Origin of the sequence: Litoribacterium kuwaitense (genome assembly GCF_011058155.1) — a bacterium.
GTDB classification, from domain to species: domain Bacteria; phylum Bacillota; class Bacilli; order Bacillales; family DSM-28697; genus Litoribacterium; species Litoribacterium kuwaitense.
Genome location: NZ_JAALFC010000012.1, coordinates 1 through 14,428 on the forward strand (window position 1 = coordinate 1; position 14,428 = coordinate 14,428).

The 14,428-nt window shown below is 42.9% G+C and carries 14 protein-coding genes, 2 tRNA genes and 3 pseudogenes; 3 read left to right on the forward strand and 16 right to left on the reverse strand.

Annotation, left to right across the window (positions count from 1 at the left end):
• The coding region (locus G4V62_RS08405; protein WP_165201167.1) for an ATP-binding protein at nucleotides 1-428 on the forward strand (428 nt) is incomplete at its 5' end.
• A gap of 137 nt (nucleotides 429-565) precedes the next feature.
• Here G4V62_RS08405 and G4V62_RS08410 read toward each other — a convergent pair.
• Nucleotides 566-736, reverse strand: a complete 171-nt coding sequence (locus G4V62_RS08410) for a hypothetical protein (RefSeq protein ID WP_165201169.1) — start codon at nucleotides 734-736, stop codon at nucleotides 566-568.
• A 99-nt stretch (nucleotides 737-835) separates the two neighbouring features.
• On the opposite strand from G4V62_RS08410, the gene G4V62_RS08415 reads away from it, so the two are divergent.
• Nucleotides 836-2,008, forward strand: a complete 1,173-nt coding sequence (locus G4V62_RS08415; protein WP_165201171.1) for a tyrosine-type recombinase/integrase — start codon at nucleotides 836-838, stop codon at nucleotides 2,006-2,008.
• A gap of 152 nt (nucleotides 2,009-2,160) precedes the next feature.
• Here the strand turns inward: G4V62_RS08415 and G4V62_RS08420 are convergent.
• The 12 genes and pseudogenes from G4V62_RS08420 to G4V62_RS08475 form a co-directional block, all read right to left on the reverse strand.
• Nucleotides 2,161-2,234 (reverse strand) — tRNA-Arg (locus G4V62_RS08420).
• Nucleotides 2,235-2,244: 10 nt separating this feature from the next.
• A tRNA-Gly gene (locus G4V62_RS08425) sits at nucleotides 2,245-2,315 on the reverse strand.
• Nucleotides 2,316-2,385: 70 nt separating this feature from the next.
• The gene (locus G4V62_RS08430) at nucleotides 2,386-2,898 is read right to left on the reverse strand and encodes a YfcE family phosphodiesterase (protein ID WP_165201173.1); all 513 of its coding nucleotides are present in this window, start codon (nucleotides 2,896-2,898) and stop codon (nucleotides 2,386-2,388) included.
• Nucleotides 2,895-3,494, reverse strand: a complete 600-nt coding sequence (locus tag G4V62_RS08435) for an XTP/dITP diphosphatase (RefSeq protein ID WP_165201175.1) — start codon at nucleotides 3,492-3,494, stop codon at nucleotides 2,895-2,897. The genes G4V62_RS08430 and G4V62_RS08435 overlap by 4 nt, the downstream gene beginning before the upstream one ends.
• Before the next feature lie 13 nt (nucleotides 3,495-3,507).
• A complete protein-coding gene (gene rph, locus G4V62_RS08440; protein ID WP_165201177.1) occupies nucleotides 3,508-4,248 on the reverse strand; it encodes a ribonuclease PH in 741 nt (246 codons plus the stop codon).
• Nucleotides 4,249-4,561: 313 nt separating this feature from the next.
• Nucleotides 4,562-5,635 (reverse strand): GerMN domain-containing protein, encoded by a 1,074-nt coding sequence (locus G4V62_RS08445; RefSeq protein WP_165201179.1) that lies wholly within the window; start codon nucleotides 5,633-5,635, stop codon nucleotides 4,562-4,564.
• Between the two features lie 145 nt (nucleotides 5,636-5,780).
• A complete protein-coding gene (gene racE, locus G4V62_RS08450; protein ID WP_165201181.1) occupies nucleotides 5,781-6,617 on the reverse strand; it encodes a glutamate racemase in 837 nt (278 codons plus the stop codon).
• A gap of 35 nt (nucleotides 6,618-6,652) precedes the next feature.
• Nucleotides 6,653-7,119 (reverse strand): annotated as a pseudogene (locus G4V62_RS08455) (MarR family winged helix-turn-helix transcriptional regulator).
• A gap of 140 nt (nucleotides 7,120-7,259) precedes the next feature.
• Nucleotides 7,260-7,484, reverse strand: coding sequence for a helix-turn-helix domain-containing protein (locus tag G4V62_RS08460; protein ID WP_165201183.1), 225 nt, complete (start codon nucleotides 7,482-7,484; stop codon nucleotides 7,260-7,262).
• 194 nt (nucleotides 7,485-7,678) lie between these two features.
• Nucleotides 7,679-8,434 (reverse strand): succinate dehydrogenase iron-sulfur subunit, encoded by a 756-nt coding sequence (gene sdhB / locus G4V62_RS08465; RefSeq protein ID WP_165201185.1) that lies wholly within the window; start codon nucleotides 8,432-8,434, stop codon nucleotides 7,679-7,681.
• Nucleotides 8,431-10,200, reverse strand: coding sequence for a succinate dehydrogenase flavoprotein subunit (gene sdhA, locus G4V62_RS08470; protein ID WP_165201187.1), 1,770 nt, complete (start codon nucleotides 10,198-10,200; stop codon nucleotides 8,431-8,433). The genes sdhB and sdhA overlap by 4 nt, the downstream gene beginning before the upstream one ends.
• A gap of 31 nt (nucleotides 10,201-10,231) precedes the next feature.
• Nucleotides 10,232-10,844 (reverse strand): annotated as a pseudogene (locus tag G4V62_RS08475) (succinate dehydrogenase cytochrome b558 subunit).
• Between the two features lie 231 nt (nucleotides 10,845-11,075).
• Here G4V62_RS08475 and G4V62_RS19805 point away from each other — a divergent pair.
• Nucleotides 11,076-11,492 (forward strand): annotated as a pseudogene (locus G4V62_RS19805) (DUF2507 domain-containing protein); the annotation flags it as partial.
• A gap of 33 nt (nucleotides 11,493-11,525) precedes the next feature.
• Here G4V62_RS19805 and uvrC read toward each other — a convergent pair.
• The 3 genes from uvrC to G4V62_RS08495 all read right to left on the reverse strand — a co-directional run bounded on the left by uvrC (nucleotide 11,526) and on the right by G4V62_RS08495 (nucleotide 14,424).
• Nucleotides 11,526-13,313, reverse strand: a complete 1,788-nt coding sequence (uvrC, locus tag G4V62_RS08485) for an excinuclease ABC subunit UvrC (RefSeq protein WP_165201191.1) — start codon at nucleotides 13,311-13,313, stop codon at nucleotides 11,526-11,528.
• Nucleotides 13,314-13,457: 144 nt separating this feature from the next.
• Nucleotides 13,458-13,772, reverse strand: a complete 315-nt coding sequence (gene trxA / locus G4V62_RS08490) for a thioredoxin (protein WP_165201193.1) — start codon at nucleotides 13,770-13,772, stop codon at nucleotides 13,458-13,460.
• Nucleotides 13,773-14,016: 244 nt separating this feature from the next.
• Nucleotides 14,017-14,424 (reverse strand): DUF350 domain-containing protein, encoded by a 408-nt coding sequence (locus G4V62_RS08495; protein ID WP_165201195.1) that lies wholly within the window; start codon nucleotides 14,422-14,424, stop codon nucleotides 14,017-14,019.
• Nucleotides 14,425-14,428: the final 4 nt, after the last annotated feature.

Below are 14,428 nucleotides of genomic sequence, written 5' to 3' on the forward strand. Positions count from 1 at the left end.
GGGCTGGGAAGACGCTTCTGGCAGCAACAGCAGGTTGGCATGCCATACGGCATCAAGGTAAGAAAGTGCGCTTCTATACTGTAGCCCAGCTAGTGAATGCTTTATTAGATGCCAATGAAAAAGGCACCTTAGGAAAAATATATAAGCAAATTGAAGACTTGGACCTTTTGATTTTGGATGAGCTTGGCTATGTGCCACTACACAAACAGGGAGCAGAACTCCTCTTCCAAGTTCTGAACCTGTGTTATGAGAGACGCAGTGTCATTGTCACGACAAATCTTCAGTTTGGGCAGTGGAATCACATTTTTGGTGATCCGATCCTGACAGAAGCGTTTGTCGACCGGCTGATTCACCACTCTCATCTAGTTGTATTCAACCGTGATAGTTTTCGTCACAAAGACTCATTGATGATGAATGAATCAAAATGAGCATCCATTGGCAAGCGCAGCATTTTTAATTTCCGAATATCGCATTTTTTAGTTGCCAAATACAGAATGAGTTGAGAAGAGGTAGCTCGCACAGTAAATCAGGCATGACACTTCAATGGGATGCAGAACAAATAATTTCAGGCATCAAAATCTCTGTGGAATTGATTTTCGACGATGTTGTATAATTTTTCTCTTAAATCGAATTCTGGAGAATCTTCTATATCAAATTCATAATTTAGGTAATCAATCGCACCAATGATGAGTTCTATCTCTTCCTTACTTAACAAAACATTGACTTTTTCATTCAAAACTCTCACCCCAATTTATTGTTATTTATTAATATAGCCGTTAAGGCTATTCTTTTCAACAACAAACAGAACATACATTCTTATAAGGAGAGAAGCAAGATGGGATACATCGAAAAACGCGGTAAAGGTAAGTTTCGTTTGAATGTCGTCACTGGTTACACAGCCGAAGGAGCACCTATCCGAGAAAGAAAAACAGTCGAGGCAAAAAATAAGACCGAGGCTAAGCCGCTGCTAGCTGAATTTGAGCTTGAAGTTCTCGGTGGTGATTACATTAAACCGAACAATAAAACGCTTGATCAGCATTTTGAAGATTGGCTTGACCTCATGGAATCAAGGATGCAACCGCGAACGTTCGGCGAATATACTAATATTTACCTTAAGCGCATAAAACCCATGTATGGCCATTTTAAAGTTGTTGACATAAGGCCTATGCACATTGAAAAGTACCTTAAATACTTACAACAGGACGATAACGTTAGACTTGACGGCAAAACGGGTTCGCTGTCATCATCCACGATCAGCAACAGTTATAAAGCATTTGCTAATATACTGGAAAGAGCCGTGGAGTGGAAGTTGATTAAAAGCAACCCTTCTGAGAACATAAAACCTCCGAGAGTTGAACATAAAAAAAGTGATGTATATACACCTGACGAGATGGCTCAAATCTTCGAGTTGCTTGAATCAGAGTCTTTTAGTTGGAGGGTGATGGTTTATCTAGCATTCACTTCAGGAGCGAGAGAAGGCGAAATTGCAGGTCTAGAAGCTAAACATCTAAATGAAGAAAAGAACACGATATACATCGAACAAGCTATTACAAATAAAAAAGGCGTTGGCGCTGTCCTCAAAGGCGTTAAGAACGATCAAGTCAGACATGTCTCTATCCCGAAAGAAGTTATGAAGATGCTGTTAAAATTGTCTCATATAAGGAAGCAAGAGAAATTCGGCGCCGGCTCCCGATGGGAATACCCGGATAACCTTTTTCTGTGGGGCGATCCAGAAACTGGACGACCAATACGAACAGATTCCATTAGCCAATGGTGGAGAAGGTTCACCAATCGGCATAATTTTAAACACATTCGTTTTCATTCGCTCAGACATGCGTCAGCAACTCATCTTATCAATCAAGGTGAACACGCAAAGGTTATCCAAGAAAGGCTTGGTCACACACGCATGGATACAACAATGAGAATCTATAGTCATCTATTGGCAGAAGCTGACGAAAGAGCTTCTTCTCACTTTGACTCTTTTGTACAAAAAAAGAAATCTAAATGAGGGGTTTTTAAAATCCTGCCCCAATCCTGCCCCAAGATCAAAAAGATCAACTGATTTCAAGCTCGATAATCAAAGTAAGAAATGAAATAAAAAAAGCGCTAATCCCTTGGTGCTCTAAGGTTTAGCGCTTAGTAACTTTTAATTTATAGTGACGTCCCAGGCAGGATTCGAACCTGCGACCCACAGCTTAGAAGGCTGTTGCTCTATCCAGCTGAGCTACTGGGACATAAAATATAAGCGGGTGATGGGAATCGAACCCACGACATCAGCTTGGAAGGCTGAGGTTTTACCACTAAACTACACCCGCGTGTCACGCGCTTATGAATAACGCGACAAGAATTATTTTACCTTCATACGGTTGTTTTGTCAATGCTTTTTTAACGGACAGATGACCATTTTTCTTTAAAAATGGTACGACCGGAAGTAAATTCCTTACAATGAATGATGATATCGTTTCCTTCTGCGTGAAGTTCAGCATAGGTTTTCTCTTTACGCATTCTTGGGAGCCGAACAGAGCCAGGATTGACGACGAGAATGCCTTGGTAATCAAACGCTTCTGCGATATGAGAATGCCCGTGTAAAACGACGTGTGCTTCGTTTTGTTTAGCGCTTTGGACAATCGCTTCTGGAGACTGCTTCACGCCATGTCGGTGTCCGTGCGCGACAAACAAGCGATAGCCACCCCACTCAATGAGCTTCACTTCTGGAAACGCCCCCGCATCGCAATTGCCTTTGACAATCGTCATGTTTTTTACATAAGGGTTTTTTGGATCAAGTTCGGAATCGCCGCAGTGGATGATCGTTACGTCTGGCTCATAACGATCATGGATTACTGCTAATTCTTTCTCATAACCATGGCTGTCACTTAAAACGATGAGTGGCTTCGTCATTCTTCTGCCTCCTCACTGATGGACGTCCAATCGCTCATTAACGACTGGAGCGCAATGCTCCGATGGCTGATTTCATTTTTTTCAGCTGGTGAAAGCTCGGCCATTGTTTTATGGCGATCTGGGAGGATAAACAAAGGATCATACCCAAAGCCGTGATTGCCCATCTCCTTCATGCCGATAATCCCACGGCACTCTCCTCGATAGAAACGTGTCGATTTTCCTGGGATGCTAAGCGCAAGTACGCAAACAAATGCCGCTCCTCGCTGTTCTTCTCCTTCTAATTCCTTTAAAAGCTTAGCATTATTATCGTCATCGCTTTTATGCTCACCGGCGTAACGAGCAGAATACACACCAGGTGCGCCATTTAATGCGTCTACGGCCAAACCAGAGTCATCGGCAACGACAGGTAGGCCAACTGCCCTAGCAACGGTTTCTGCTTTGATTTGCGCATTTTCTTCGAAGGTTTCTCCCGTTTCTTCAATATCGTCATGAAAATGCACATCTTGTAAGGATAATATGTCGACGCCTTGATTTGCAAAAAGCGCGTTGAATTCTTTAATTTTCCCTTGATTGTGTGTTGCAACAACTAATTTCACTGATGGCACCCTTTCATACAATAAGTTCAGCAGCTTCGCCAATCACTGCTTTTTGAATTTGAATGAGCTCATGAATACCTTTATCTGCATAATGCAGCATTGCGTTGAGCTCTTGCATCGAATAAGTTGCTTCTTCACCGGAGCCTTGTAACTCAACAAATTCTGTGCTCCCGGTCATGACGACGTTCATGTCAACGTTTGCACTCGAATCTTCTACATATTCCAGATCGAGAATGACATCATTTTCAGGGGTCAGCCCGACGGATACAGCTGCCAGCCAATCTTTGACAGGAAAGGTTGACATCCCTTTTTCTACGTACAAGCGATGAATGGCCTGTGTCATTGCGACAAAAGCGCCTGTAATGGCTGCTGTTCTTGTCCCACCATCTGCTTGAATAACGTCACAATCAATCCACACCGTCCGTTCTCCGAGCAATTCTAAGTCGACGACGGCACGCAATGCACGACCGATTAACCGTTGAATTTCCATCGTCCGTCCACTGACCTTCCCTTTGGAAGATTCTCTAATGTTTCTACGTTCTGTCGCTCTTGGCAGCATTGAATATTCCGCTGTTACCCAACCTTTTCCTTCGCCGCGCATAAATGGGGGTACTTTTTCTTCGATCGATGCGGTACAAATAACTTTCGTCCCTCCAACTGAAATGAGCACCGATCCCTCTGGATGCATTAAGTAGTTCGTTTCTATATTTACCGGCCGAAGTTCATCAGCCTGACGCTCGTGATTTCTTTGCATACAATTCAATCCTCCATCATTTTTTCATATTCACAGTATACGCTATTTTTCCTTCGCATCCAAAATGTACTTGTGTTTTTTTAAAATCAATAAAAAACTCCTGCATAACTTACTGCAAGAGCTTAGAGTGTAGCCAAAGTCTTCTGCTTGTTTTTACTACACTCTTTGTTTTGTATCCATAGTCACTCTTTCATTTTTCTCATCATGGCTTGTTGTCATTTGTCAGCATAGGCGTGAAGACGGAAGACGGGATAGAACTGATGAGCGAGCCTTTATTCATTAGGCTGCCGCCCGCATGACTAGGTGTCTCAGCTTAAAATTTCCCTTGATTTGTGACGCTTGGTCGTGCCATCACTTCTTTAACGGTTTCACCGTTTTGATTAACGAGCACGTCTTCGTTTTCGACAGTCACACTGACTTGATCCACACCTTCAAGCTCTGTCAAGGAAAGGACGAGTGGCTGAAGGATATTTTCAGAGAGTGTTGGTTGCTCATCCCCGTTCAACACTGACGGTGAAAATGATATGCGCGCGGTGTTTTCTAAAATCTCAGGACGCTCTAACAATTCGGTGTTGACATTGAAAGCGGATAGTAGAGACGAGTCAAAGCTTGCCCCCTTTACGAGCTCCTCAACGACGGCTTCAGCAGCTTCGGCAGACGACCCAAGACGGTCTTGGCTAATTCTTTTCGTGACAGGGACATAATATGCATCCTTGTCATGTTGTGCAATGTAATATAATGTAACTGGTTCCGTCGTCCGAATATCGACGACATCTGTGCTTTGTTGATTAATACCTGCTTTACGTGTGAGTCCTTCCATAATGGGTGTCTGATTAACGGGCATAACGTCTTGATCGTAACCGTTAATCCAAATTTTCACTTTGTCAATTCCGTCAAATTGCGTTAAGGTCCAAGTAATCGCTTCGACAATTTTCTTTTCATCCTCAGGTTGATAATTGGCAAACTCATTTGAAAAGTCGGCGATCGCAACTCCGTCTTTTATATCAACACCGAGAACTTCTGTGCCCTCTGGAAGAACCGCCTGAAACCCGTTAGGAAGTAGCTGGGTCACCGGACCGCCTTTAACAAGATAGTTTAACGACTGTGAGGCAACTTCATTTGTTTGCGGCAATCCGAGTGTTTGTGGTACGACATAGCCATTTGAATCGAGCAAATAGAGTTCCTGTGCGCTCGTCTGATCGGACTGTTCTTGACTGACTTGATCTGATTCCTCTGTTTCTGATTGTTCCTCATGAACGGTCATTTCTGGTGGCGGATCAATTTTCTTCGCACTTTCGTCTTCCCCTTGGAACATGCATCCAGCCAAGATGACAATAAACATGATGAGCAGAAGGGGCAATAAGCCTCGTCTATGATGCGCTCGCATACGTTCCCTCCTCGAAATGGTTTGTACTAAGATGTATACGAGCCTTTTGAATGAATAGACCAATTTTTAAATAGCGAAAGGCAAATTTTATAAGCTCATAAAAAAGCAACCAAGCACGGATTGGCCGGTCGCTGTTGTTGCTAAGTTACAAAAGCCCTGTTTGCTCCTTAACATAGTGTTGCAGTGATACTTGAGCGACTGAGATAGGTGCCCCCATCCAACGCTCTGCTAATTGTTGAAAGGCTGTGGCTGATCCAGTCGTATAATAAAAATGATGAGGCTGTTGCCGAGAATTTCGTTCTAATTGATGGTAATGCAATAGCGTGCTCACTTCCCTAGCCGTTTCTTCTCCGGATGAAATCAAATGAACGTGTTCACCGACCGCGTGTTGAATCATTGGCGCCAGCAATGGATAGTGAGTGCAACCTAAGATGAGTGTATCTACACCTGCATCTTGAAAAGTCGTTCCCAGCACATTCGAAACAATTTCCTGTCCGTCTTCTCCTGAAAAACAGCCTTTTTCTGCAAGTACAACAAACTCTGGGCAAGCTAAGCTTTTAATAAGAACAGTATGATCAATCCCATGCAATGCTTTTTCATATGCTTGGCTAGCAATCGTACCTGATGTGCCTATGACGCCGATTTGTTTTGTCGTTGTTTTTTTGATTGCTGCGCGTGCACCCGGATGGATGACCCCGAGGACAGGAATCGGCAGGATTTTTCGCAAGTCTTCAAGCATGAAAGCGGTCGCTGTATTACAGGCAATGACAAGCATTTTAATGTCGTGTTCGATCCATAAAAAGTCCACCATTTCCTGTGTGAACTTTCGTACTTCTTCTGCATCTCGAGGGCCATATGGGCACCGCTCACTGTCTCCTAGATAGATCATCTGTTCATTCGGCAGCTGCCTGATCATTTCCATTACAACGCTAAGCCCACCTAAACCTGAGTCAATGACGCCAATCGGCCTGTTATTTTCCAAATCAGTTCCCCATCTTTTCTTGTTGTATGTTGTTATTATGAATGTTCGTTCGTTGCTTTAGCTTTTGTACGTTCTTTAACCATCGATAATTCAAGTTTTTCAAGTACAGTAGCTAAATAGTCAATATCCTTTTCGTCAAACTCACGCAATATGTGTTCGAGGTGCTGCTGACGCTTTTCGATCACTTCACGTATAATACGAATAGCTTCGTCTTGAACGTGAATGCGCACAACCCGACGATCATTCGCATCACGCACTCTGCGCACAAGGTGATTTTTTTCTAGACGATCGACTAAATCGGTCGTTGTGCTACAGGCTAAATACAATTTGTGTGAAAGCTCCCCTATTGTCAAATCCCCTTTTTCATAAAGCCATTGCAAGGCTACAAATTGAGGGGGCGTAATTGGATAATGCGTAAGGATTTCTCTACCATTTGTTTAAGAATACCGGAAATAGAACGCAAGGATTTTTCGATTCCTTGCACATGATCATCTTTATTCAATGACTGACCTCCTTAAACTTCTTTTACTTATTCTGTACGGTTTTTCGGCAAATTTCAAGTTTTAAAGTATATCTACTCATTTTGTCAAGTTTTAGCTGGTCGTTCACTATATGTAAACCGGCCATAAAGGCCGGTCAATCCTAAAGTGTCAACTCGCCCATACGTAATAACTCCACCACAGCCTGAGAACGCCCCTTGACCCCAAGTTTCTGCATCGTATTAGAAATATGGTTTCGAACAGTTTTTTCACTGATAAATAGCTCTTCAGCGATTTCCCTCGTGGTCTTATCTTGAACTAACAGCTCAAAGACTTCTCGTTCTCTTTTTGTTAACAATGGCTTTGGCTGATACTCTTTATCTCTCAATCATATGATACCTCCTTGCCGGAAATTCAACGGTGACGATACAAGGGAAAACATTACATCACCATAAAGTATGTTACCTCTAGGAGACCTGTGACTTTTTGAACAGTCCATTTCCGCAAAGTTGATATCAAATTGACGATCAAAAAAGCCTCCCTGATGATTTCAGGAAGGCAATACGTTGTGTTCGTTGATCATTAGTTGTCACTGCCAAAGAAGCTTTTAAACGACTGAATTGTCGTCTGACGGTTCATTGCTGCGATGGAGGTTGTCAAAGGAATCCCTTTCGGACAAGCTTGAACACAGTTTTGCGAGTTACCGCAATTGCTCAAACCACCTTCATCCATCAATTCTTCCAGTCGTTCTTCTTTATTCATTTCGCCTGTTGGGTGCGCATTGAATAAACGGACTTGGGAAATCGCCGCTGGTCCAATGAAATCAGATTTACTGTTGACGTTTGGACAAGCCTCTAAGCATACACCGCAAGTCATACACTTAGAAAGCTCGTAGGCCCATTGTCTACGGCGTTCTGGCATCCGTGGACCAGGTCCGAGATCATACGTACCATCAATTGGAATCCATGCTTTAACCTTCTTCAAAGCATCAAACATGCGACTGCGATCAATGACGAGATCACGAATGACCGGGAACGTATTCATCGGCTTTAAACGAATCGGCTGTTCAAACTGATCGATCAATGCCGTACACGATTGACGTGGTGTGCCGTTGATGATCATTGAACACGCACCACACACCTCTTCCAAACAGTTCATGTCCCACTGGATAGGTGTCGTTGCTTTTCCTTCTTTATTGACTGGATTTCGGCGGATTTCCATCAACGCCGAAATGATATTCATATTCTCACGATACGGAATGGAAAACTCTTCATCATAAGGCTCAGATTCAGGGCTTGCCTGACGAGTAATGATGAGGTGAATGGTTTTCTCACTCATGAGGATTTCGCTCCTTTCTTCTGCTGAGAGTAGTCTCGTTTACGTGGAGCAATTAAAGAAGTATCCACTTCTTCATACGAGAATTCCGGAGATTGCGTTTCCTGATTGAACATCGCCTTCGTTGTTTTCAGGAACTCTTCATCATTTCTCTCAGGGAAATCTGGCTTGTAATGCGCACCACGGCTTTCATTCCGATTATATGCGCCAATGGTAATCACGCGCGCCAAATGAAGCATATTTTCAAGATGACGAACGAACATTGCTCCAGAGTTGCTCCAACGTGACGTGTCATGAACATTTATGCGTTTAAAACGTTCCTGGAGCTCCTGAATTTTTTCGTCCGTTTTTAACAGCTTATCATTATAACGAACAACAGTCACATTGTCTGTCATCCATTCACCTAGCTCACGATGCAGTGCATAGGCGTTTTCGTCTCCGTCCATGCTCAGAATTTCTTCAAATTTCTCTGTTTCTCGTTTCTGTGCTTCTTCAAAAATAGAAGCTGGCAAATCTTCGGCCACTTTTTCAAGTCCATTCACGTATTCTACGGCATTTGGCCCTGCGACCATTCCACCGTAAATGGAAGAAAGAAGTGAATTCGCACCGAGACGGTTACCCCCGTGCTGACTGTAATCACATTCTCCAGCCGCAAACAGCCCTTGAATATTAGTCATTTGATCAAAATCAACCCACAGCCCACCCATCGAATAGTGAACAGCGGGGAAGATTTTCATCGGCACTTTACGAGGGTCGTCCCCCATGAACTTTTCATAAATCTCTATGATGGCACCAAGCTTAACATCAAGCTCATGCGAGTCTTTATGAGAAAGGTCGAGGTAAACCATGTTTTCACCGTTAATGCCTAGTTTTTGATTGACACACACATCAAAAATCTCACGCGTAGCAATATCACGTGGTACGAGGTTTCCATAAGCCGGATACTTTTCTTCCAGGAAGTACCAAGGCTTACCGTCCTTGTACGTCCATACTCGTCCACCTTCTCCACGAGCAGATTCACTCATCAGCCGTAGCTTATCGTCACCAGGAATTGCTGTTGGATGAATTTGAATAAACTCCCCGTTTGCATACGCTGCGCCCTGCTGGTAAACCGCAGATGCTGCAGATCCTGTGTTGATCATTGAGTTTGTCGATTTTCCGAAGATGATACCAGGTCCACCTGTAGCTAAGATGACCGCATCAGCCCGGAAATCTTTCACTTCCATTGTCGTAATGTTTTGCACGACGAGACCACGGGTCGTTTCATCATCGTCTTTAATGAGGGAGAGGAATTCCCAGCCTTCATATTTATTGACGAGACCAGCAACTTCATAACGACGAACTTGTTCATCTAATGCGTACAGCAGCTGCTGTCCAGTAGATGCCCCCGCATAGGCTGTACGGTGATGTTGCGTACCGCCAAAACGACGAAAGTCTAGTAAGCCTTCAGGCGTACGGTTAAACATAACGCCCATTCGATCCATTAAATGAATGATTCCGGGAGCTGCGTCACACATCGCTTTTACCGGTGGCTGGTTGGCAAGAAAGTCACCACCGTACACTGTATCATCAAAGTGCTCCCATGGGGAATCGCCTTCCCCTTTTGTATTGACCGCTCCGTTTATGCCACCTTGCGCACACACAGAATGTGAACGCTTTACCGGAACGATAGAAAATAAATCGACATTCATGCCGGCTTCAGCAATTTTTATAACGGCCATCAGACCTGCTAATCCACCGCCAACCACAGCGATTTTTCCTTGACTCATGGATGTCCGCTCCTTCCCTAGTTAAGCTGCACTAAACGATAAACGCGAAAATGGCCCGAACTCCGATATAGGAGAGAACCAAAAACACTGCGACAGACGCATATGAAGCCCAACGTTGCGCTTTTGGCGTAACTGTAAAACCCCAAGTAACTGCGAATGACCACAAACCATTGGCGAAGTGAAAAATTGTCGACAAAACACCAACAAGATAGAACACAATCATGAAATTGCTTTCAAAGATCGTTGCCATCATGTCAAAATTGACAGGAACATCAAAGAATTGGTATGCGAGACGGGTTTGCCATACGTGCCAGGCGACAAAGATCAATGTAATAACCCCGGTAATTCTTTGCAAAAAAACATCCAGTTTCTAAAATAACTGAAGTGCCCGAGGTTGTTTTTGCTGTAAAAGCAATGTAAAGACCATAAACCGCATGGAAAAGCAATGGCAAGAAGATCACAAAAATCTCCAATGCATACCGGAATGGTAAGTTTTCCATAAATTTTGCGGCTTGATTAAAGGCATCAGCACCTTTTGTGGCAAAATGGTTAACAATTAGATGCTGAATCAGAAAGATCCCTATTGGAATCACGCCCAGCAACGAATGCAATCTCCGAACAAAAAACTCTGATTTTGCACTCATCGACTCCCTAACCCCCTTGTACATCTGTAATTTTTCCTGTTGAAATTTTCACACGTGGTTTTAATGATGCCTAGACACCAGATTAAAACCATTTTCAATATGTAAAAAACTTCGCTATAATGTGGTGCATGTTCATTTTACTCCCATGCGTTCCCAAGGTCAAGGAAGCGAAGCTCCTTTTCAGAAAAGAAACGCTAACCGCCATCACGATTAGAACGGAGGAATCTTGTAATGGATGAACAAAGTAAGAGTAAGCACGATGCTGCGGAGCAACCCGACACAAACGAAACGGTTGCCTCCCCATTCTCGATTCGTTTATTGCGACATACGTTACTTCCGGACATTTTAGGGAAACAACAGAAACCGATCCTTTATTATGCTGGAAAATCATTAGCGCGAAAATTTCCTTTGCAGTCTTTAGACGAATGTCCTGTATTCTTTCATAAAGCTGAGTGGGGAAAACTGCGTCTGATCAGACAGAAGAAAGCCCACCTTGTTTTTGAGCTTACAAATCCGGTGCTCCTTGAAAAAAATGATGCATCTGCGTCTGATTTATTTGCGCTTGAAGCCGGATTTATCGCTGAAACCATTGCCAACATTTTTGAAGCTGAAGCTGAAGGAACGATTAGTGAAGCATCAAAAAAGGGATCGTTACGATTACTGTTGAATGGTATGCATAAGTCAATTTGTGTGGTCTTCTTCCCTCTCTTGATGCAAATGATCATATACATTTTTCGCAACGGCCTGGGGGATGCCAGCTGTAATGAGCTCCTCAACCGTTGCTTCTTTTATTTTTTTGACGCTGCCAAAATGCTTTAACAACGTTTTTCGTCTCTTTTCACCAACGCCTGGGATACCGTCGAGCGTAGAGTGAAAAGAATTTTTTGAACGGAGCTGTCTATGAAATGAAAGAGCAAAACGGTGTACCTCATCTTGAATGCGCTGTAGCAAATAAAAGGACTGAGAGTTTCGTTGCAATGAAACTACAGCAGGTGGATTACCATACAAAAGTTCCGCCGTCTTATGCTTCTCGTCCTTGGCTAAGCCACACACAGGAATCCCAAGATCAAATTCGTCTTCTAACACTTGCTTGACAGAGCTCATATGACCCTTTCCACCATCAACAATAATTAAATCAGGCAACCTTCCGCCTTCACGGAGTACTCTAGCATATCTTCTCCGCACAACCTCCTGCATACTTGCGTAATCATCGGGTCCTTGCACAGTTTTTATTTTGTACTTACGGTATTCTTTTTTATTCGGCTTTCCATCTTCAAATACGATCATGGCTGATACGGCATCCGCGCCTTGAATGTTTGAATTGTCAAAGGCTTCAATCCGCTCAGGATAAGGAATATTTAACGCCTTACCGATTTCTTCTGCAGCAAGAATTGTCCGTTCTTCATCTCTCTCGATCAGTTTAAATTTCTCTTGTAAGGCAAGCTTGGCATTTTTCCTCGCTAAATCAACGAGCTCTTTTTTCTTTCCTCGCTGCGGCTGTTGAACTTTTACATCCAAAAGTTTTTGCACCGTTTCTCCGTCTACATCCTTCGGAAGCCAGACTTCCCTTGGCTTAATATGATGGCTTTGGTTATAAAACTGCCCAATGAAGCTTAAAAAATCTTCATGCGCTTCGCCGTAAAAAGGAAATAAACTAACATCACGCTCGATTAGCTTTCCTTGCCGGATAAAAAAGACTTGGACGCACATCCAGCCTTTATCATATGCAAAATGAAAAATATCTCGATCCGTCATGTCGCTCGACATCATTTTTTGTTTTTCCATTACCGATTGGATATGTTCAATTTGATCTCTATATTCTTTTGCACGCTCAAATTCAAGCTGTTCAGACGCTTGTTCCATTTTTGCTTGCAGTTGGACTTTGATATCATTAAAACCGCCATTTAAAAAATGGGTGATTTCCTGAACGATTTGTTTATTTTTGTCTTCACTAACCGGATAGACACAAGGAGCCATACACTGCCCAATATGATAATATAAACACACTTTATCTGGTAGCCGATCACATTTACGCAGAGGATACAGGCGGTCTAAAAGCTTTTTTGTTTCATTTGCCGCAAATGCATTAGGGTACGGACCAAAGTATTTGCCGCCATCCTTTTTGACCTTCCGGGTAATGAGCAGTCGTGGGTGTTTTTCCTTCGTAATTTTGATAAAAGGGTAGCTTTTATCGTCTTTTAGCATGACGTTGTATTTCGGGTCATGTTTTTTAATCAAATTCATTTCTAAAAGCAAAGCCTCAAATTCAGATGACGTTACAATGTAATCGAAGTCGGTAATGTTTTGGACGAGACGCAGCGTTTTCCCATTATGCGATCCGGTGAAATACGATTTTACACGATTGCGCAAGTTTTTCGCTTTGCCTACATAGATGATCTGACCATGTCTATTTTTCATTAAATAGCAGCCTGGCTGTTCAGGAAGAATGTGCAGTTTATCTTTGAGCATGTCCTTCCTCCTTTCATCTCGTTTTCATTCGCAGGCATGCTCGCATTTGCAAATGATGGTGAGTCATCCTAGATGGAAACTTGCGTATGTCATTCATAACGCTAAAAACCGGCCTTTTGGCCGGTTTTCGTCAATCGTTTACACTTACTGATGCTTTTTAAGCAACTCTGCAAGCGCTTCTTTAGGCTGAAAGCCAACCGCTTGGTCAACAACCTCTCCGTCTTTCATAACGAGGAGTGTTGGAATGCTCATGACGCCGTACTTTCCGGCAGTTTCTTGGTTCTCATCTACATCAAGCTTTACAATTTTTACTTGGTCGCCCATATCAGAATCGAGTTCCTCAAGCACTGGTGCAATCATTTTACATGGTCCACACCAAGTTGCCCAAAAGTCCGCTAAGACTAAACCTTTGCTCGTTTCGTCAGTAAATGTTGCGTCTGTTACATTTGTAATTGCCATACAAATGTTCCTCCTTCCAATCATTCAAGTAATCATCATCCAATTTGGATGGGGTAGATCACAATGAGTATACAACAATCTAACACACTTCTGCGAATAATTTGTTTCAGGTTATTTTACCCGCTACGCTACATTCATACACTTATTTTAAGAAATCCATAAAAAAACAATTCCAAGAATGGCAAAGACCGCGCAACAGAGAATCAACACTTTTGCTAATCGCTCCATACAAGCGCTCCTTTCTCTAATGGATGCCTGCACCGATCACGTAGGACAAGCCTACGGAAATAATCATAGATAAAAGTCCTACTGCCCGGTTATCCTTCTCAATTTCTTTATCGACATTAAATGTTGGGGTCAGGAATTCAAACATAATGTACCCTAACATTAATAGAAAGAAGCCGAAGCAACCCCAAGCAAACATCATGAGCACAGATTCATTTTGCAGGATGGAATGGCGAAAAATGTTGGCAATCCCAAAGATCTTCCCGCCCGTCGCCATTGCCACTGATATATTTCCTTGGCGAATTTCTTTCCAATTGCTGTACTTCGTCACTAACTCAAAGATGGCGAGGAAGACGATGATGCTCAAGACGACGACACTATAATTCCCTGCGGTTGTTATAAAATCATTTTCCCAGAATGAGCTCATAGTC